At 28.6% G+C, this 22,060-nt stretch carries 15 protein-coding genes, 1 pseudogene and 1 riboswitch; of the genes and pseudogenes, 12 read left to right on the top strand and 4 right to left on the bottom strand.

Annotated features, from left to right (window positions below; all coding sequences use genetic code 11):
• Nucleotides 1-119 precede the first annotated feature (119 nt).
• Nucleotides 120-1,556, bottom strand: a complete 1,437-nt coding sequence (locus tag Q6H37_RS20010; protein WP_318735758.1) for a HAMP domain-containing sensor histidine kinase — start codon at nt 1,554-1,556, stop codon at nt 120-122.
• Between the two features lie 3 nt (nt 1,557-1,559).
• Nucleotides 1,560-2,252, bottom strand: coding sequence for a response regulator transcription factor (locus Q6H37_RS20005; protein ID WP_318735756.1), 693 nt, complete (start codon nt 2,250-2,252; stop codon nt 1,560-1,562).
• A gap of 397 nt (nt 2,253-2,649) precedes the next feature.
• On the opposite strand from Q6H37_RS20005, the gene Q6H37_RS20000 reads away from it, so the two are divergent.
• Nucleotides 2,650-3,321 (top strand): DUF4097 family beta strand repeat-containing protein, encoded by a 672-nt coding sequence (locus Q6H37_RS20000; RefSeq protein WP_318735754.1) that lies wholly within the window; start codon nt 2,650-2,652, stop codon nt 3,319-3,321.
• Between the two features lie 247 nt (nt 3,322-3,568).
• On the opposite strand, the gene Q6H37_RS19995 is transcribed toward Q6H37_RS20000, so the two are convergent.
• Complete coding sequence (locus tag Q6H37_RS19995) at nt 3,569-6,871, bottom strand: Ig-like domain-containing protein (RefSeq protein ID WP_318735751.1); 3,303 nt, start codon at nt 6,869-6,871, stop codon at nt 3,569-3,571.
• 480 nt (nt 6,872-7,351) lie between these two features.
• Between Q6H37_RS19995 and Q6H37_RS19990 the strand changes: the two genes are divergently transcribed.
• Nucleotides 7,352-8,308, top strand: a complete 957-nt coding sequence (locus Q6H37_RS19990) for an NAD(P)-dependent oxidoreductase (protein WP_318735748.1) — start codon at nt 7,352-7,354, stop codon at nt 8,306-8,308.
• A gap of 174 nt (nt 8,309-8,482) precedes the next feature.
• On the opposite strand, the gene Q6H37_RS19985 is transcribed toward Q6H37_RS19990, so the two are convergent.
• Entirely contained in the window at nt 8,483-9,121 is a 639-nt protein-coding gene (locus Q6H37_RS19985; protein WP_318735746.1) for a hypothetical protein, read from the bottom strand.
• A 117-nt stretch (nt 9,122-9,238) separates the two neighbouring features.
• Between Q6H37_RS19985 and Q6H37_RS19980 the strand changes: the two are divergent.
• The 10 genes and pseudogenes from Q6H37_RS19980 to Q6H37_RS19935 form a co-directional block, all read left to right on the top strand.
• Nucleotides 9,239-9,436, top strand: a pseudogene (locus tag Q6H37_RS19980) (response regulator); the annotation flags it as partial.
• 512 nt (nt 9,437-9,948) lie between these two features.
• Entirely contained in the window at nt 9,949-12,633 is a 2,685-nt protein-coding gene (locus Q6H37_RS19975; protein ID WP_318735743.1) for a hypothetical protein, read from the top strand.
• A 313-nt stretch (nt 12,634-12,946) separates the two neighbouring features.
• Nucleotides 12,947-13,028: riboswitch (cyclic di-GMP riboswitch) on the top strand.
• 198 nt (nt 13,029-13,226) lie between these two features.
• Entirely contained in the window at nt 13,227-14,261 is a 1,035-nt protein-coding gene (locus Q6H37_RS19970; RefSeq protein ID WP_318735740.1) for a cell division protein FtsZ, read from the top strand.
• 133 nt (nt 14,262-14,394) lie between these two features.
• The gene (locus tag Q6H37_RS19965; protein WP_318735737.1) at nt 14,395-15,195 is read left to right on the top strand and encodes a MerR family transcriptional regulator; all 801 of its coding nucleotides are present in this window, start codon (nt 14,395-14,397) and stop codon (nt 15,193-15,195) included.
• Between the two features lie 344 nt (nt 15,196-15,539).
• Nucleotides 15,540-16,211: a response regulator transcription factor gene (locus Q6H37_RS19960; RefSeq protein ID WP_318735734.1), complete on the top strand. Its 672-nt coding sequence runs from the start codon at nt 15,540-15,542 to the stop codon at nt 16,209-16,211.
• 1 nt (nt 16,212) lies between these two features.
• Nucleotides 16,213-17,226 carry a sensor histidine kinase gene (locus Q6H37_RS19955; RefSeq protein WP_318735731.1) on the top strand — a complete coding sequence of 338 codons (1,014 nt, stop codon included), beginning with the start codon at nt 16,213-16,215 and terminating at the stop codon, nt 17,224-17,226.
• Nucleotides 17,227-17,341: 115 nt separating this feature from the next.
• Nucleotides 17,342-18,109: an ABC transporter ATP-binding protein gene (locus tag Q6H37_RS19950; protein WP_318735728.1), complete on the top strand. Its 768-nt coding sequence runs from the start codon at nt 17,342-17,344 to the stop codon at nt 18,107-18,109.
• Nucleotides 18,102-20,045 carry an ABC transporter permease gene (locus Q6H37_RS19945; protein ID WP_318735725.1) on the top strand — a complete coding sequence of 648 codons (1,944 nt, stop codon included), beginning with the start codon at nt 18,102-18,104 and terminating at the stop codon, nt 20,043-20,045. The genes Q6H37_RS19950 and Q6H37_RS19945 overlap by 8 nt, the downstream gene beginning before the upstream one ends.
• A 154-nt stretch (nt 20,046-20,199) precedes the next feature.
• Entirely contained in the window at nt 20,200-21,219 is a 1,020-nt protein-coding gene (locus tag Q6H37_RS19940) for a DNA polymerase beta superfamily protein (protein WP_318735723.1), read from the top strand.
• Nucleotides 21,209-21,988 carry a nucleotidyltransferase domain-containing protein gene (locus Q6H37_RS19935; RefSeq protein WP_318735720.1) on the top strand — a complete coding sequence of 260 codons (780 nt, stop codon included), beginning with the start codon at nt 21,209-21,211 and terminating at the stop codon, nt 21,986-21,988. The genes Q6H37_RS19940 and Q6H37_RS19935 overlap by 11 nt, the downstream gene beginning before the upstream one ends.
• Nucleotides 21,989-22,060: the final 72 nt, after the last annotated feature.

Here is a 22,060-nt window from a genome sequence, read left to right as displayed (position 1 = left end):
ACTATGTAATATCTGTTTATTTTAAATAGAAGTAAAGATCGGACTTACACCTTAGATAAACTCACTTAAAATAATAATAGATTAGCCTTAATATAAAGCTAATCTAACATTAATAAATTCTAAAATTTAAGAGGAATAGAGATAATAAATAAATTATTTAGGGATTCACTAGAAGTAAGTTTAATATCTCCACCATGTTTTTTTATAATCTTTTTCGTTATAGCTAGGCCTAAACCACTTCCGCCAGCACTAATTTCTGATTTCACAAAGGGTTCAAATATTGTATCCCTAATTGATTTGTCAATATAATGTCCATTATTGCCAATTTGTAAAATTACATTATTATCTTCTAAATAACAAGCAATCTTTAATTTTGTGTAATCTTCATTATGATTTAAAGTATTATTAAAAATGTTGGAGAGTGCTCTTTTCATGAGTTTTTCATCAAATTTAAATATAATAGGATAATCACTTATGTTGAGGTCTAAGTTAAAGTGCTTATTTTGAAATTCTTCATAGTATTCTACAATAAGACGTCTAAGCCATTCAGTAAAGTTAAGCTTTGCTAAAGAAGGACTGTATTCTGAATCTTCCAGTTTTGAAAGTGCAAATAAATCTTCAATGAGAGTTGCAGAATATATTGCTTTATTATGTATTATCTTTAAGAATTTTTCTTTTTCCTCCAAGGTTACATTCTCTTCTAGTAAAAGCTTGGAAAATCCTTGAATAGAGGTTATAGGTGTTTTTAAATCATGAGATATATCAACTAAAAGTCTTTTTTTACTTTCATCTATTCTTTTATTTTCTTCTTTAACTTTTTCAAGTTCTATTACCATTTCATTAAATTCAGTTTCAACATCTTGAAGTTCTTTTAAACCTTTTACATTAGCTCTAGTGCCATAATCCAGCTTTTTTAAGTTTTTTATGCTGTGAATAAAATTTTTAAGGGGATTTGTTATGAATTTTGAGCTTATAAGACTGCAAATATATAGACCTATTAACAAATAAAGAAATTGAGTTAAATATAGTATTCCATAAACCTTAAAAGAAAGAAGGCTGTCAGCTTTAGTATATAAATTAGGTTTATAGATAAAGGAAAGTGTGAGTTTCCTTCTATCAATTTTATAAAGGAAAAGATAGGGTTCACCATGTTTTCCTTTTACTGAAAATACTTCTCCATAATAAGGACTTTGAGATGAATAATTTCCAACAGAAGATAATCTAAATAGTTGTTCATCATTGTATTGCATTATATTATCTTTTTTTTCACCCTTTATGTATATTACTTTTTTATCTTCATTGAGAACTTCTTCCCAGGCACCCATTTTAGAAAGAAAACCTAACTTTATTTTATCAAAGTCTTCATTGTAATAGGAAGACATCGGTATATTATTGATTTGTTCATTATTAAAAACAAGCTTTTTTACTATAAAGGCTGAGGATTTATATGATAACTGTATAATTACATACAATACTAGAAAGGTTATTAAACAATTTATTATAAGAAAGTTTTTTACACCTAATTTTTTCTTAATAATATTAAAATTAAACTTCATGATTTAATCACCTTCAAATATATAGCCAAGACCTCTTATAGTCTTGATAAAATTAGGTTCTTTAGGATTGTCCTCTATTTTTTCTCTTAATTTACTTATGTAAACCATTATAATTTTTTCATCTCCAAGATAGCATTGTCCCCATACCTCTTCATATAATTGACCTTTAGTGAAAACCTTATTTTTATTTTTCATAAAAAAGCATATAAGTTTATACTCAAAGGAGGTCAGCTGGAGTTCCACATCATTCTTATATACTTTACAGCTTTCTTCATCCAATTTTAGATGCTTATTAATAATTGTGAGGTTGCTTTCTTCCTTAGTGTTATTAAATATGGTACTTCTTCTTAAAAGTGCTTTAACTCTTGCAATAAGTTCTAGAGTATTAAAGGGCTTGGCAAGATAATCGTCTGCACCAAGGAATAGACCATCAATTTTATCAATATCTTCGCCTTTAGCAGATAAGAATATTATAGGAGTGTTACTTTTATCTCTAATTTTTCTTAAAACATCTTTTCCATCAAGACCAGGCATCATTATATCTAGTATTACAATATCTATTTGCTCCTTTTGAAAAGTTTCTAATGCTTTTCTGCCATTAAATGCTTTATAGGTATTGTATCCATTATTCTTCATATAAAAATCTATTAATTCTACAATTTCTTTGTCGTCATCTACAATTAAAATTGAATTCATATTTTTAACTCCCCCTATAATCTTTAGTATTGATTTATCCAATTGCTAAGCTGCTGAATGCATGATTTTAAGTTTCCACTGAAAAAATTCCACCTAAACTTAAGAATCATTTGATGACCTTCTATATTAAGTAGTTTAATATCCTTACTAATTTACGTCAAGTTTTGGAAGATAAGGTATTAAAGTGTTATGAAAGTTTGCAGGAATGTGCTTATGAGTAGAATAACCCTTCAATGTATACTCCTGTAAAATTAAAAATTATCATAAAATTAAGCTGCTGTTAATTTTACATTAATAATACATTAATCCAAGCAGTATATACTCATATTAAGCTTGAAAAATTAGCATGCGGAATAAAACTGAAAGCTTGAAAACATATTATATGGAGGTACTAGTCATGATAAAAAAAGTGTTATTAATTTTTGTACTGATTTTGGCTGTGGCAGGGGGTATATTATTTTTCTCGCCAACTAAAGCTGAGAATTCACAAAGAATATTTACTTCAAAAGAAATAGAGAATTTAAAGGAAATATCATTAGATGGAGATTTTGATGTTAATATTACAGCTTCTGATTCAAAGAATGTAAAATGCAGCTTTTCTAAGGCTCAAAAAGGATTTATATTTGGAGCTTATAACTTTGAATCTGGTATAGAAAATGATGTTTTAAATATTACTTCAAGTAGTAAAGTAGGTACAGTTTGCCTTGGCGGCTATGAAAGATTAAGTTTAAATATTGATATACCTAAAAGTTATAAAAATAAGCTGTCTATAAAATCTAAATTGAGCAAAATAAAAATAATGAATTCAAGTTCAAAGGATATAAAGTGTGATGTACATGACAGTGATATCAAAATTTTACTAAATAATATATGTGGTAATATTACTGTAAATTCAAATTTAGGAAATATAAATTTAAAACTTCCTAAAGATGAAAAATTTAATTTATCTGCTAAAACACATATGGGAAAAGTAACTAATAATCTTGACTCAAATGTAGATCATTCTTTAAAAGAAAAGAATATTAATCTTTTATCTTCAGATGGTGATATAAATATAAGTGAGAATTAGTAAAAAGTCAACATGAAAAGGGTCTGTTACACTAAGAATAAATTTTATAATATATTGAGTTTGTTACTGATTTACAAAACAATATATTATATGTAAATTTCTTGATGTGAATTGCTTCTTGGAAAGTAGACAGATGAAAAATAGAAAGTTATTATTGTTTCACCTGTCTACCTAAAAGGAAGTATATCAAATTAGTTAGTCCTTTTGATTTATGTCTTTAAAATGCTAAATCTGTTTACTATTTGCCTTATTTTAATACTGTAATTATGTCCTCGTCTTGATAGTTACCATCAACTGTAGTTGCAGTAATTTTTACAAAGCCCACAAAAATTAATTTAGAAGTAATGTTTGCTGTAACCTTTCCATTTTCATCTACTGTTGCAATGGAAGGATTACTAGATTTCCATACAATCTTTTTATTGGTAGCTTTATCTGGTGTCACTGTTGCAGTTAAAGTTTTACTCTCACCATTTTTTAAAGTTAGTAACTTTTTGTCTATACATACTCCAGTTACAGGTATGGTATTTGCTGCAATGACTTTAATATCACAGCTATCCTTAAATGGTCCATCTAAAGTTGTTACTATTATTTTGGCATTTCCTGTACTTAAAGCTTTTACTTCACCATTTTCACTTACAACTGCAACCTTTTCATTATCAGATTTCCATATAACTTTTTTATTTGTTGCATTTTGTGGTAGTATTTTTGCAACTAAAGTATCACTTTCTCCCACTTTTATTGTAGCTTTCTTCTTGTTTAAAAAGATACCTAAAACTGGAACTTTTGCTGCAGTCACTATTGCTTCGGCTTTATATTTTCCATCATCTGTGGTAGCTGTTATTTTTACTGTTCCTATTAATAATAATTTAGAATTGATATTTACAGTAACTTTTCCATTTTCATCTACTGTGGCAATAGAAGTATTGCTAGATTTCCAAGATACTTTTTTATTGGTGGCATCATTAGGAAGTACTGTTGCAATTAAAGTTTCACTTTCTCCATTTTTTAAAAATAAAAGTTTTTTATTAAGTTGAATTCCTTTTACAGCAATTGGAGCAGTTACTGTTATCCTACAATTTGCTTCAAAGTTACCATCTTCTGTGATTGCCTTGATATTGGATATACCAGTTCCTATAGCTTTTACCATTCCTGTTTCATCTACAGTAGCTACTGCTTCATTATCACTTTTCCAAATTACTTTTTTGTTTGCTGCATTTTCTGGAGTTACTGTAGCAATCAGCTTTTCTGTTTTAGCTGGATCTAAAGTTATATTTGTTTTGTTTAAAGTTATACCTGCTACTGATACCTCTGATTTTGATATGTCAGCAGCTGTTCCTACTGACAGCTGGTATCCATCATTTAATTTAGGAGAAGTGGAAAATTGTGATACTGCTGCAATAACATCAACTTTATCATTAACTGCTATATTTGTTAGTGTTGGCATTTTATATATTGAAATAGTTCCTGTTGCATCTTGTAGGGTAGAAGATGCTGTATTATCTATACTTGTTAAAGTGACGTTCTTTAATTCAATTAATTGTCCTTCCAAGGCTTCATTAATTTCACCAATAGTTACAAGTTTAGGGGATATTATATTTCCTGTACTTATAATCTGAACATTGTCTGCTGAAGCTGGTGTAATTTCTAAAAGTCCCTTATATTCAGATAGCGGTCCTGTTATTTTAATTTTATCTCCCTTATTTATAGAGGCTTTCGCTGAATTGTATACACAAATTCCATAGGTAGTGCCTGAAACTTCTTCCTGCATAAATATGTTTTTACCATTTACAGTAGAAACTGTTCCTGTAAGTGTAGCAGTTCCACTTTTTTGAGCTCTTGCCTGTGCAATAGTCATTTCCTGTGCAGGGCTTGCTGCAGTTTGATTATCTACTCTATTGTTCATAACAACTGTAATAGTCTTCTTTGCTCGAACATCCTCCAATAGGGCATCTCTTACAGTATGAAGCGAATCTTTAAAGGTAGCCTTAATTTCTGGAATCGAAAACTCTGTAAATGTATCTCCACCAGTTGCCATAAAATCTGGTGCTGCTACTTTTAATACATCACTATCCTTTAGTGCAGAGTTGTCCTTTTCTCTTAAAATTTTTATTATCCTTTGTCCGGCCACTTCTGGAGTTACAACATTGCCTGACGCATCCAATACTGCTGGCTTATAGGATGGTTTAGTGGAATCATATACAAATTTAATACCAGATATTTGTATGCCCTTTCCATTATCCTGAACAGCTTGTTCTAAAAGTACTTTTAGTTGAGCTCCAGTCATAGTTACTGTACAAATTGTATTATCAAAGGGCATAAGATAGAATATAGTGCCTACGGTTATATTTCCTGCAGGTATAGGACTTAATCGAATACCGCCGTTATTTTGCAGGCCTACATCTGCTTCTGCGTAATTTTTTATAACATCACTCATCCAGTTCCCAAGCTGTGATTCTCCATAAGGTTGATCTGTTTGATCCTTTGTTAAAGCTTTTGTAGTGGTTCCAATTGCTTCATTGAATATAGGTTTTAAATCCTCATTTGCTTTATCTACTATTGCTTTTACTTCTGGATCTATTGGTGTTGAAGCATTTACTGTAAGCGGTTTATAATTTCCAGTGGAAAAGCTCAATGTTTTGTCTGCTTTAAGGGTAACTTTCAAATCAATGTATCCTTGTCCTGTAGCTTTTGCATTTAGGGTTGGTACATTTTTTTCATCTGCATCTTTTAGTACTGTATCTAGTGAAGCATGGTTATGTCCTCCAAACACTACATCTACTCCACTTAATTTTGAAACTATATCATTTAATGAATCCCCACCATCATGGATAGTAGCAACTACAATATCTGCTAAATTATTTTCTCTAATTTCTTTAGCAGCAGAATTAACTTCTGTGGCCACATCCTTGAAGGTATAATCCTTCGTATTGGCTGGCAGAATGATTGTAGGAGCATCTTTTAATATTGCACCAATTACTGCTATTTTTACTCCATCTTTTGTGAATATTTTGTAAGGGTTATACTTTCTTTTATTGGTTACTTTGTTATACATATTAGCACAAACCACTGAATAACCTGCACCATTCATGGTTTCTTCATCTATAGTCTTTAAGCCCCAATCAAATTCATGATTTCCTAAAGCAGTTGCTTCCATTCCTATGTTTGTCATCATTTTTTGAACTGGAACTCCATGAAGTACATTGGATAATGGTGTTCCTTGATACAAATCACCTCCACCGACAATCAATGTTCTATCTGGATTGCTAGCTTTTACATCTTTTACAACTTTCGCCAATGCTGCTCCTACTTGTTTTGTTCCTGTAGAATCTAAAAGTTGTCCATGAAAATCTGTAATTCCAATAAAATCAAACACCTTGTCTGTTGATGTAGGCACATTTGATGTTGTTTTTACCTTTTGAAACTTTTCATTTGAAATGGTTGTCCCATCTGCTTTTACAGTTTTAAATCCATTTACTCCTATAAAATTTGATAATATTAATGCTAGTACTATAATCCAACTTAATATTTTATATGGTTTCTTTTTCAACATAAAAAAATCCCCCCCTGTCAATCCATATTTTCATATAATTGTTTTAAAGTATTTCTTGATTAACGTTACCTCCTCAGTTACTATTTTCACTATTATAAGTATTCAAAAAAAGGAAATACATTCTGTTTTTATATAGACATTCAATATGTGCAAGAAAGGACAGGAATTTAAATATTTGTGTTACATAATTTTTTAAATTACAAAGGTTTAGTATTTTAACATTTCACTATTGGTATAAAGTTCTATTCAAGTTGTCAAATCCTTGGGAACAACAAATGAAAATTCTTAATGATCTTTTTTAGATGCAGATCCTAAATTTTATGGCAGTAATAGAGGGTTTGGTATAGTATGGTGAAGAAACTTGAACAAGCTACAAAATTAAGGTATGAATACAAATTTAATAGGTAGATTTATTTGTTTTAAATCTTTATAAAGTAGTATACTAGTAATTAAATAGAATTGAAATAAAAGGAGGAAAAAATGAGTAATATTGTATTTCTTAATTTGGCTAGAATAGATTTTGACAATAAGCTCGATTTCTCATACTTGAATAGGTTAGGTAAAGTTAGCAAATATGAAGATAGCAGCAATGAAGAAATTTTAGAGAGGGTAAAGGATCAAAATATCGTAATTACAAAAGAACTGACAATTGACAGAGATTTAATTGAACAATTTCCACCTTGCGTAAAGTTAATTTGTGAAGCTGGTACTGGTTACAACAATATTGATATAGAAGCAGCAAAGGAAAAAAACATACTTGTGTGTAATGTACCAGGTTATAGTACGGAGGCAGTGGCACAGTTAGTTATTACATTTATGTTGAGTTTAAGTTCTTCATTATCAAATCAGCAGAGAATGATTGAAAACAAAAATTATGATAATTTTACTAAATATCTTCAAGTTCCTCATTTTGAATTACAAAATAAAGTACTTGGAGTTATTGGAGCAGGAGCTATTGGTCAGCAGGTTATGAAAATAGCAAGGGCTTTAGGAATGAAAGTACTTGTGTATAGCAGAACCAATAAAGATTTAGGAGATTCAAAAATAAGATTTGTAAATCTTGAAGAACTTCTCAAAGAAAGCGATTTCATTACTTTACATTGTCCACTTACGCCTGAAACAAGACATCTCATTGATAAATCCAAACTAGAACTTATGAAACCATCAGCCTTCATTATAAATACTTCTAGGGGGGCTATTATAAAAGAAGTAGACCTGATTGAAGCCTTGAAAAATAAAAAAATTGCAGGAGCAGCACTTGATGTTCAAGATCCAGAGCCTCCAGAATTAAACAATCCACTTTTTAATATGAAAAATGTTATTCTTACTCCACATATAGGATGGAAATGTATTGAATCAAGGCAAAGACTTATGGATCTTTTGGGCAGAAATATTGAAGCATTTATTAATAAAGAATTTGTTAACATTGTTTCATAATATGATATAAAAACAAATTATTTTGTTTTTATAGGTAAAAGATTAAATTTAGTGTTATTAATTATTGAAGCATTGATTTATAAGTTCAAAGGCTAGATTGCAAAATGCCAACTTTCTAAAGTTGTTATGAAGAATATAATTAGAAAGTTGGCTAACACAATTAATTTTTACTTTTTAATCTCCCCAAATAGATAACTGTTTTAAGTTTAGAAGGCTTTCAAAACCATTTTTGTCTTTAAGCTGCACTTCACTCAATTCTAAAATCCTAAGGTTAGGCATATTGTTTAAAAAGCCTAGAGAATAGATATCTGAGCATACTGATAAACGCAGTTCCTCTAAATTCCTAAAGTATTTTAGATCTTCACTAAATATTATATTATCTTCTGATTCATCATCATCTTCAGAAATATAGTCTTCATCTTCCACTTCAACTAATTCTCCTACATTAGTTATAGACTTTTCAAATTCAGCAGTTTCTAGTTCTACTTTTTCAGCAATTTCATCTTTAACATCTGCTTCTTCATTGATTAACTCAATACTATAAATATAATCATACTTGTCTATTTTTATTAGATCATCTAACTTTTTTAAATTTTCTACGTTCCAGTCACAGCAATCACACCATTGGTCACCGCTATTAGGATGTATGACTCTTTTTGGTGGAGTTTCTAAACTAATCATGCATTCTTCATATGTAGAACTAAGGTGTAAATATTTGATTTTATCTAAATCCTCCTGTAAAATAACTTCTTTGCTAAAGTATTTCATTAAGCATTTATTAAGCCAACTTGATTTTAATTTTATAGATTCCATGTTATATTCCTCCAATTTTGAACTTTTATTACTGGTAGTCCTTACCTTTATTAGGTTATTATCTTTATTGATTTGTGTCAAGTTAAAAAAGACAAATATTTAAATCATATGTAATTATGGTTCAATGGTTATCATTGGTGTAGTGAAATTCGTAAATTATAAAAGGTTCCTATTATTTTTATTTCTTCCATGTCTGATAGTATGAATATCATTATGGCTGTAAATATGGGCGGTGATGACTTTATTTCTAAACCTTTTGATTTAAATATTCTTGTGGCAAAGGCATTAATAAGAAGGACATATTCCTTTGGTGGAATAATATGAAATAAAAATCTTTTTTGCAAATTCTGTTATGGTATATTAGAGATCATAATATATGGAGGATACTTCCCAAAAGGTGCTTGTAATTGAGGATACAGGAGCAGGTATTGCGAGGAAGATTTACCAAGAGTATTTGAAAGAGGTTTTACTGGATACAATTTTTATATAATTGTTTATAATTAATTTTTTCTTTAATTTGTTTTAGGTGGTGTTCCTTAAGTACAAATGGATATATATTAGTATAATGCAAAAAGTGTGAAAATAAGATATGATAAGATTTAATATTATTAAGTGTATTAAAAACATGAAATATAGAATAAAAACATGAAATATAGGATAATTATGACAAAAATAATTGCCAAATAAAATATTAAATAGTAAAATAACCCTAAGGGGGTGGTATTTGTAAGAAAACAATTTTTAAATGTGTGTAGTTGTAATCTGGAACTTGTAGAAGAGAGAACGTTACAACCACTAATTATGGGATAAAAAAAGGAGATGATAAAGTGGATACAAAAACTAGTATAAATACAATGGAATTAATATTAAATGAAAAATATTTAATTAAGCCATCAATGACAATAGAGGAGATAAAAAATTCAAATTTAATAGAAATAATGGATGAAAAAAGTAAAATTAGTGTAGAAAAAAATTTACAATATCCTCTATGTATAAAACATGTTATAGATGGTGCAGAAGTAATTGTTAGATTGGATATTGTTAAAGAAAGATTAAAGAGTATCTATATTACAATAGATCAAGAAAGGAGCTCAGAAAATTGCAATAATGACGTTAATAAAGGAAGTTATGGATGGCTTGGCAATATACAAATTCCAGAAATAGAAGGTATAAATGAAGTAGAACATAAAAAAGTACAAGAATTATGTAAAATATATGGTAAGTTTCCAAATGAAGATGACTTATCTGAAAGTATTAAGCATTTGCAAGATAAAATTAGAGAAATAAATCATCAAATAAATACTTTTACTCAAGAAAAAACAAATCTAGAGAAAGTTAAAAATACTGTTAAAGCTCTTGAGGAGGTATATACGAAATATGAATTATCTGGATTTGATGAAAATGTATTAAATGAAAATATGGATAATATAGCTAAGTATGAAAAAACTAAAGAAATGTTAAAAGCAACAGATATTAAAAATGAATTGGAATTAAGAAAAAGGATTGAAAGCAATAAAAACAATGTAGAAAAACTTGAACAAATTAGAACTAATCTTAATATGGAGAGCAATCAGATTTCTGATTCTTATAGTGCCTATCAAAAATATAAGGAAATTGGTACAAGGAAATTAGATCAACTAAAAAAAGAATTCATTTGTAATCTTAGAGCTAAAGATGAATTAAAGAGCATTTTTGCATATGATGGTGATAAAATTACACACTACTTCTATAAAGAGAAAGTAAAATTAGTAAATGCAAATATAGAAAATTTAGATAATGAGATTAATGTTATTGGTGTTATTGATGAGGATAGAACTGATGATAAGATAGAATATTTAAGACAAAAATTAAGGAATGAGGAAAGATATCTTAAAGAAAATCATCCGTTAAATGATAGCAATAAAGAAAATGAAATAAAGAAAATCGTTAAAAGTATTATGGAAGATATAAATTCGAATATGTATAATGATCTAAATGCTATAAATGAATTATACAGCATAGAAAATAGAATAGTGGAAATTCAAAATAAAATAGAATTAAAGAAATATTTAATTGAATCGCAAAAAGAATTAAAGGTTTTAAAAGGGGCTAAAGAAAAGCTAGAAGTATTACATAAATATGAACCTATAATGGTTACAAAGGAGAAACATAAAGATAATGAGCTATTTAAAAATTCCTATGAGAAAAAATACGAAAAAGAGATAAAAGAGTATAATCAAGTTCAAAATGATTTAGCATCAATGAAAATAAATAATTGGGATGATTATAATAAAGCTAAAAGCATATATGATGATAAAGAGCAAAAGCTGCTAAAATTAAAAAATATATCAGAGGTAACAAATTTAGATAATACAAAAGAATTTGAAAAGATAGTTAAGTATAAAAACAAACGAGATGAGATCATTAAGAAGAATAGTAACTTGGTAGATATTGATATAGATGAAAATTCTTATTTGGATGATAAAGCTCAGGAAATTGGAGTTGATGAGAATTTATTAAATGAGAATGAAAACGAAAACAATACAAATTCAAATAAAGAAACAAATAAAACTTTAAAAGTGATAGAGAATAAAAATAAAACAAAGCAAGGAAAAGAAATTAAAGATACTAGGAATAACACAACAAATACAGGACAAGTTAGAAATAATTCTAATGCAGTAGGTAAATCTCTTAATAATAATTTGGAAAGTAAGAATAAAAGGCCAAAGAAGACTTTAGAACAATTGAAAAAGGAACTTATTTGTAACCTTAAAGCTAAGAATGAATTAAAGGTTATTATTGAATACAGTAGTAATAAGGAGATGCAGGCTTTTTGTGAAGAAAAAATGAAAGAAATGAATATAGCTATAAGGAATTTAGATAATGAAATTAGTCTACTTGGTGTGCGGGGTAAGAGTGAAATTGATGATAAGATAGATTATATGAAAGAAAAATTTGTTTATATGGAAAAACATAATGTAGTAGATAAGAAAAGGGATTTGGCAGAACATAATTCATTTATAGAGAATAAAGTAAAAGAGATCACTAAAAATGCTATGGTAGAGCTAGATCCAAATATAGCTGATAAGTTAAGGGATATAAATGAATTGTATAATATTGAAAATAAAATGGCTGAAGTTGAAAAAGAAATAAATTTAAAGCAACAAATAATTGAATTAGAAGAGGAAGGAAGGCGCCTCGAAAAGGCTAGAGAAAAATTAGACATAGTAGGTAAATATAGTTATACAGTGGAGTGCCTGACCAACTCATTTTATGGAAATATATACAAAAAGGCAATGGGAACACAAGTTGAAGCATATAATCAGGCACAGGAATATTTAAATGAAATGGGAATAAGTAATAATAGGCAATATAAAAAAGCTAAGAAAATCTATGATGATAAGAAGAAGAGAATGTTGGCAGATAAAAATGTATCACAATTAGAAAATTTAGATACTGCAAAAGGACTAAAAAAAATAGTAGATTATAAAAGCAGTCAAAATGAAATTATTAAAAAGTATAGAACAACATAAAGGCAGAATAAAAAACGATATGAAGTAAACCTATACAGCAGGTATACCATTTACAGGTTGCGTAATGCAATGGCAAAAAAGTTATATAAAGTTTTTTTAAAGAAAGAAATCTTAGTCAATTTATTTATAGATAACTTTAAAATTTTAGATAAAAAGTTAAGGGGATAAATGTGCCCTTTCGAATTGTGGGCGAAACCCTTCGTGGATAAAAATTTTAACTGAATTCATAACGGAGTAATTAAAAAATAAAATTATTTACTAAAACTTGACATAACTATAGAAATATGTTATTATAGTAAAGATTTTGAAAAATATTAATTAAGGAAACAGTGAAGAATTTCTTTAAATTGGGCACTTGAGAAATTTGGAGTTAGTAGTGCAACCGGCCAATTACTATTTAGTAGATTTAAGAAAATCTATTAAATACAGTAATTGGCTTTTAATTTGAAAAAATTTCTAATACTCTGTAAATTGTCTTGGTGTTTGATGGATGTTCACTAATAATTATAATTTAATCAACAAGGTTTTAAGAAATTAAAATTCTTAAAAACAAATAAAAAAGTATGTGGTGAAAATGGAGGATTATATTAATTATGGAAAAGAGTAAAATGTTATTAATTGGATTAGGACAAGGTGCTGGAAATATTGTAGATGGTTTATTGAGTAAAAACAGCTCTTACAATGGATTATTTTTTAATAGTAGCGCATTAGATATTAAACCATTAAAGAATGCAAATATAGATAAAAATGTTTATCTATATCCAGGTACTGATGGATCAGGAAGAGATAGAAGAAAATCAAAGGAAATGATAAGAGATAATGCAAATGCAATAGGAACTTTATTAAAAAAATATCCTCAAACAGAAGTTATGGTCATCTTTGCAAGCTTTGCAGGAGGAACAGGATCTGGAGCAATAAAAACATTCGTTCAAATAGCTGCGTCTGCTGTTCCAACTACAAAAATAAATGTAGTAGGAATTTTACCAAGTTTATCAGAAGATCAATTAGCATTTAAAAATACTTTAGAATGTTGGAATGATATCAATAGCGTAATGAATTTAATTAGCGATGTTAAGTTTGTAGACAATAATAAAAGAAATACATACACAGAAATAAATGGTGAAGTAGTTGACAGTTTAGATTTAGCATATAACTTGATGGGCGTTCATGCAGATGGAAATATTGATAAAAAAGATTCGTTTAGGATAAATACAGCTGATGGAGCTGGAGTTGTTTTAAAACTTTTTGATGGATTAAAAGATGCGAAAAGCGCTATTGATTTTGCTATAAAGAACAGTGTATTTGCTCAACCAGATATATACGATTGTGATTATTTAGGTATAAATCTAAAAATAGACGCTTATGATGCAAATGAAATTACTAAATGCTTTGAAGTTTACAAAAGTACATATGTAACTTATAACAATTCATTTAATGTAGTTGTTCTTGGTGGCTGTGGAACTCCTACTGAATCAATTAAATTGATAAAATTAGCGTTAGATGATAAATCTAAAAGAAAACAATCAAGAGATAAAGCAAGAAGTGTTATTATAGATTTCGATGATGATAGTGCTTCTAATGGAAATAATTCTGAAGCAAATGACACATTAGAGTTTTCTTTTGAATAATAACGTGATACACAGATAATGCGCAAATGTATTAGATGAAATAAATAAGTTAAATTTTATTTGGAAATTGATGCTAAAAATTTATCTTGTATCGGATTTAACTTAAAAGATAAGAAAGGGGATTTAAAACCTTATGAATTCTGAAGATAATAATATGAAACTTGAACAGGCAAATATTATAAAGAGCAGGAAACGTGGTGAAATATTATATTACACAATTAGCCAAGTAGCTATTTTATTAGAGCAAGATGAAGGTACTGTATTATATTTTACTAATGTTTTTGATGATATTTTAAATATAAAAATATCAGATAAAGAATTAATGTATACAGACAAAGATATAGATAAACTTGAATTTTTAATTAATTTAAAAAATAAAGGACTAACTAATAAAGAAATTCAAAAATATTGTGAAGGGTTATCCTTTGATGGTGAGAAAGTAGTAGTTCCTAGAGAAGATACTTCAATATCTGTTAATGAAATTTCCGAAACAATTTCAAAATCTCAAAGTGAACAATTTGACAATTTAAAAGAGTATTTGGGCAATAAAATTGAGGTAAATAATGAATTGCTTTCTCAAAAAATTGTAAAACTAATAGAAGAAGAGCAAAAGAAACAATTTAAGTTACTTAAAGAAGACATATTAAATGAGATTAATTCTAAATTTAATGGAGAGAATAATGCTAGAGGATCTTTAGATGACGAAGTTTGTATAAAGATAGATAAATTAATAACTGAAAAGCTTTCAGATAATATGAAATCGGAATTTGAAAAGTTAAATGAGATGAATACAGCTACAGAGAAAAACTTAACTGATGAAATTAGAAAGTATTATACTAGAATGTTACAAGCTAATGTTATAGAACAAGAAATTAATAAAGATAAGGAAAAGAAAAATCTTTTATCAAGAATATTTATAAGTAATGACAAGTAATTGCTGAAAAACTTTAATTGTAAAAGCTGTGATTGCATTTAATTATGGACAAAATTGTGGGCAAAAACGAATTTAAAATTTATAAAAGATGGGAACATCCTTAGATCTGTGTAAATCAAATCTAAGGATGTTCCCATCTATAAGGTTGTCTCCATTATGTTATACAGTTTGCCTACACTACTTATTATTTTTAGAATGGAATTTTAGAGCTTTTCCAATAAATTTAGATGCATTGCTGTCATATTTCTTATCAAATATTATTGATTTTAATGTAGAGTAATATGAAAATAATAGAAATTTATTGTATAATGAAAAAAGAAATTTATAAAAAATGGGAGTAGGATATGTATAAAATTTTAATTGTTGAAGATGATATGGTAATTGCAAAATCAATGAAGAATTGTCTCAGTGGCTGGAATTATGAAACGGAATTTTTAACTGACTTTAAGGATGTTACTGCAGAATTTATTAAGTTTGAGCCACACCTTGTGCTTTTGGATATATCCCTGCCATTCTTCAATGGTTATTACTGGTGCACCGAGATTCGTAAAATATCAAAGGTTCCTATTATTTTTATTTCTTCTATGTCTGATAGCATGAATATCATTATGGCTGTAAATATGGGTGGTGATGATTTTATTTCTAAACCTTTTGATTTAAATATTCTTGTGGCAAAGGTACAGGCATTAATAAGAAGAACATATTCTTTTGGTGGGACCATGGATATAATTGAGCATAATGGTGTTGTGTTGAATTTGAACAACGCTACTATTGAATATGAAAATAATAAGATTGAGCTTACAAAGAATGAATTTAAGATACTTCAAATTTTACTTGAGAATGTTGGCAAGGCAATTCCAAGGGATGTTATTATGACAAGGCTTTGGGAAAGTGACAGCTATATAGATGATAATACTTTAACTGTTAATGTAACCCGTCTTAGAAAAAAACTTTCAGATGCTGGTATTTGCGACTTTGTTAAGACCAAAAAAGGCATTGGGTATGTGGTGGAATAATATGAAAAAAAAATCTTTTTTACAGATTGTTTTATGGTATATTAGAGGTCATAAAAAAACAATAATAATGGGCAGTATTTTTATTGCAATTTTTGCTGGAGTATTTTCATTATACTCGCTGCAGCTTGAGCCAGTTTTATATGCTTCTTTTTTATCAGCCATTATAGCTTTTATATTTATTACTTATGATTTTATTAAATGTTATAAAAAGCATAATGAGCTGTGTATCCTTGAAAAAAAGATAAATATAGGGTTAGATAAATTGCCGGCAGCTAATAGATTAATTGAAGCTGATTATCAGAATATTTTGCAGACACTTTATAATCAAAGTACAGAGATGATTTCTAAAATGGATATTAAGCAGACAGAAATGATAGATTATTACACTCTTTGGGCACATCAAATTAAAACACCAATTGCTGCAATGAGGTTGATGCTGCAAAGTGAGTATACTGAACAAAATAGGGAATTATTAGAGCAGGTTTTTAAAATTGAACAGTATGTTGAAATGGTGTTAGGTTACTTAAAAATTGATAATAATTCATCGGATTTGGTGCTTAAAAATTATGATTTACTTCAAATTATAAAACAAGTTATTAGAAAATATGCACATGTATTCATTAGAAAAAATATAGCACTTGATTTAAAGGAGATGGATTGTACTGTGCTCACAGATGAAAAGTGGCTGGTATTTGTAATTGAACAGATATTATGGAATGCATTAAAATATACAAGCAGCGGGAAAATATCAATATATATGGAGAATGCTTCCCAAAAGGTGCTTGTAATTGAGGATACAGGAACAGGTATTGCAGAGGAGGATTTACCAAGAGTATTTGAAAGAGGTTTTACTGGATACAATGGACGTATGGATAAAAAGGCAACAGGAATTGGTCTTTATCTTTGTAAAAAGATATTAGATAAGCTTTCACATACAATAACCATTACTTCTAAGGTTAATGTAGGGACTAAAGTAAAAATCAATCTTTTTTCTGTAAAAACTATAATTGAATAGTCTAACCTTACGAAGATGTAAGGTTAAAAGAAGAAATGTAAGCTAAAGTTATGGCTTAGCATTTCTCTTTTTTTTATAATTATAGTATAGTCAAAGTGAACAGAGGAGGAAGAAAATGAAGTTATTAGAAGTAAATAATTTAAAGAAAATATATTCATCAAGATTTGGAGGAAATCAGGTTCAAGCCTTAAGCAATGTAACTTTTTCAGTGGAAAAGGGTGAATATGTGGCAATCATGGGAGAGTCAGGTTCAGGAAAAACTACATTGCTTAACATACTGGCATCCTTAGATAAGCCAACTAGTGGTGAGGTTTTACTGCAAGGTAAGAATATTGTTGCAATTAAAGAAAGTGAAATCACTGCATTTCGTAGAGAAAATTTAGGCTTTGTATTTCAAGATTTTAATTTGCTTGATACATTTTCTTTAAAGGACAATATATTTTTACCACTTGTTCTATCCAGAAAATCTTACAAGGAAATGGAAACAAGATTGAAGCCTATTGCAGAGAAATTGGGCATAGAACAAATATTAGAAAAGTTTCCTTATGAGGTATCAGGAGGACAAAAGCAAAGAGCAGCTGTTGCCAGAGCTTTAATTACAGATCCACAGCTTATTTTAGCAGATGAACCAACAGGAGCTCTTGATTCAAAATCAACAGATCAGCTTTTAAAATTATTTTCAGATATTAATAATGAGGGACAGACAATCGTTATGGTCACTCACAGTACCAAGGCAGCAAGCCATGCAGGAAGGGTACTTTTTATAAAAGATGGGGAAGTGTTTCATCAACTTTATAGAGGTTCAATGTCAAAGGAGGAGATGTTTGAAAAAATTTCAAATACACTTACAGTGATTACTACTGGAGGTGTAGCAAATGAGTAAGTTATTTTATCCCAGATTAGCAGTAATAAATATCAAAAAAAATAGTAAGACTTATTTTCCGTTTATACTTACTTGTATATGTACAATTATGATGTTTTATATAATGTATGCAATTTCAATAAATAAAGGACTGGATGGAGTCAGTGGGGCAGCTAGCCTAAAGTCAATTCTCTTTTTAGGAACAATAGTAATAGGAATATTTTCAGCTATATTTCTTTTTTATACAAATAGTTTCTTGATTAAAAGACGTAAAAAAGAAATCGGACTTTATAATGTACTGGGACTTGAAAAAAAGCATATTGCAAAAATACTATGTTATGAGTGTATTTTTACTTCTGCTGTCAGTTTAACAGTTGGCCTTGTTTTCGGTATTATTCTAAATAAGCTTATGTTTCTTTTGCTAATAAAAATGCTTAATTTTAAAGTACCTTTTGGATTTTCGGTTTCAATACCATCCCTTATAAAAACCTTAATTGTTTTTTGTAGTATCTTTTTTGCAACCTTGTTATCAAATTTATTTCAAATAAAAATATTAAATCCTATTGAACTTTTAAAAGGGTCTGCACAGGGGGAAAAAGAGCCAAAAACAAAATGGATTATGACTATTATAGGAGCAGCAGCTCTTTGCAGTGGATATGGAATAGCATTAAATGTTAAATCACCTCTTTCCGCATTGACTTTGTTCTTTGGCGCAGTTATTTTGGTTATGATAGGAACCTATGCACTTTTTACAGCGGGAAGTATTGCAGTATTAAAGTTTCTTAGAAGGCAGAAGAACTTTTATTATAAGACAGGAAATTTTATATCTGTTTCTGGTATGATGTACAGAATGAAGCAAAATGCAGTAGGACTTGCAAATATTTGCATCTTAAGCACTGCTGTACTTGTTATGCTTTCAACTACAATTTCTTTATATGTGGGTATGGAAGATTTTCTAAAGCTTCGCTATCCAAGAGATATAGTTATAACGACTGGAGAAACTAACAAAAATAAAATACAAAAGCTGGATGAGATTTTAAATGTTGAATTAAAGAGTAATACAATAGATATGAAAGATAAGCTCTATTATACCGATAACAGTTTAGAAGCTGTGAAAAAAGATGGTAAATTTTTATCTGTAAGTAAAAACACTGATAAGTCAAAAGTTTCTCTTATAGAGGTTATTCCTGTTTCAGATTATAATAGATTAGAAGGAAAGAATGTTACTCTTCGTGATGATGAGGTAATTCTCTTCTCAAAAGTAAAGGGTTATGATGATAATACAATTAATATTGATGGCAAAGCTTTTAAAGTTAGACAGAGATTGGATAAACCTGTATCTGATTTAAATAATGCTATGACAGATGTAGTAGATACCTATGTAATATTTGTAAATAATATAGATACTGTAGGAAAGAATGGATTCAAGGAATATACAATTGGCTTTAATGTTAAAGGCACAAATAAAGATATACTATCAATTTCTGATAAATTAAATAAAACATTTGTGCAAAATAAAATGAAAGCTAATGCTGAAAGTGCTGTATCTGGCAGGGAAGGATTTCTTTCCTTATATGGTGGGTTGTTCTTCTTAGGCATATTTTTAGGTACATTATTTTTAATGGCAACAGTGCTTATTATCTACTACAAGCAGATATCAGAAGGATATGAAGATAAGGAACGTTTTGAAATTATGCAGAAAGTTGGAATGGATAAAAAGGAAATAAGGAAGACCATAAGAAGTCAAGTATTAATGGTATTTTTCCTGCCTCTTGTTTTTACAGTAATCCATATTGCCTTTGCATTTCCAATGATTACAAAGATGCTTGCTCTTTTAGGTTTGAAAAATATAAACTTGTTTATACTTTCAACCATAATGACAATACTTGTTTTTGCAGCAATTTATACAATTGTATTTTCTTTAACTGCCAGAGCATATTACAAAATTGTTGAATAAAATACAAATATTTATATAATATTCCAGGTTGTTGATAAACATATTTTGTCAGCAGCCTTTTAAATTTTTAAATCATATTCAATTATGGTACAATGTGCATATGCTGTAGTAAATAGGAATTTTTATATAAAGTACAGATGAAAGGAAAAATAATATGATATTAAAACAGTTATTAACTAGTAATGAGTATGATTTTATAAAAACTGATGAACATTTGGGGAAATATGTAGTTTTGCTTGGGTTATCTGGAAGTTATTCTTATGGAACTAATAATAGTGACAGTGATATTGATGTAAGAGGAGTTACGCTTAATAGAAAATCAGATCTAATTGGTATGACCTCATTTGAACAATATATAGATGATAATACAGATACCTGCATTTATGGATTTAATAAGATTATTTCACTTTTACTAAATTGCAATCCAAACACAATTGAACTTCTAGGATTAAAGCCAGAGCATTATTTGTATTTGAATAATATAGGACAAGAACTACTTGATAATAGAAAAATGTTTTTGTCAAAGAAAGCAATACAGTCTTTTGGTGGATATGCAAGTGCACAGCTTAGAAGATTACAAAATGCATTGGCTAGAGATTCGTATCCACAGGTGGAAAAGGAACGACATATCTATAATTCAATAAGAAATGCAATGTATGATTTTTCAAGTAGATATGAGAGTTTTGAGGATGGATCATTAAAAGTATATATTGATAAATCAAAGAAACTAGGCTTGGATTCAGAGATTTTTATTGATGCAAATTTAAGACACTATCCTTTACGAGATTATAAAGGTATATGGGCTGAAATGAACAATATAGTAAAAGAGTATGACAAGCTAGGAAAACGTAACAAGAAAAAGGATGACAATCATCTTAATAAGCATGCCATGCATTTAATAAGGTTATTTATGATGGCTATAGATATTTTAGAGAAACAGGAAATTAATACATATCGTAAAAATGAACAAGAAATGCTTATGAGTATACGAAAAGGTGATTACCAAAAAGAGGATGGAACTTATCGAGAGGAGTTTTATGAGTTACTATCAGACTTTGAAAATAAACTACAATATGCAGCAAAGCATACTTGTTTACCAGATGAGCCTAATATGAAAAAAGTCCAAGAATTTGTTATCAGTGTTAATGAGAGGGTGGTTAGGGATGAAATATAAAGATTTTGAAGGAACAATTGAAGAATTAGTAAATATAAAATTGGATGAAATTGAAAAAAAGGAAAATGTGAAAATTCTTCATGCAGTTGAATCTGGAAGTAGGTCATGGGGATTTGCATCACCAGATAGTGATTATGATGTAAGATTTATTTATGTTCATGAAAAATCATATTATTTAAAATTAGAGGATAAAAAGGATATAATTAATTGGCAGTTAGATGAAACACTTGATATTAATGGTTGGGATTTAAGTAAAGCACTGAAGTTGTTTCACAAATCTAATGCTACATTATTTGAATGGAGTAATTCTCCTGTAGTTTATCGTACAACAGATGAGTGGAAGGAAATTTACAATACAGCAGTCAATTATTTTTCTAGAAAGTCATGCATGTATCATTATTATGGTACAGCTAAAAGCAACTATTATGGATTTCTGCAAGAAGAATATGTGAAGTATAAAAAATATTTTTATGTGCTTAGACCTTTATTAGCATGTAAATGGATTGAAAAAAAGTGCTGTCCTCCACCTGTGCTTTTTGATACATTAAAAGAAGAAATGCTTGATGATGAATTGAAGTCTAAAGTGAATGATTTGCTAAAAGCAAAGATAGCAATGAAGGAATCAGATAAAGGAAAATGTGATAAAAAACTTAATCAGTATATTGAAGAACAATTGGGTTATTATTCTGAATCAATTTCTAAAATGTCAGATGATAGAAATGAAGCTTGGGATGAATTAAATAAGATTTTTGTAAAAATGTTATTTTAATTTCAAGGGCTATATAAAATATTAGAATTTGTAAATTAAAAATGACTATTTCAAATCTAATTAATTAGTTTT

This window comes from Clostridium sp. JS66 (genome assembly GCF_033561535.1).
GTDB classification, from domain to species: domain Bacteria; phylum Bacillota; class Clostridia; order Clostridiales; family Clostridiaceae; genus Clostridium_AM; species Clostridium_AM carboxidivorans.
Note: the sequence above shows the minus strand (reverse complement) of the source record. Positions and strands in the feature narration are given on the sequence as shown.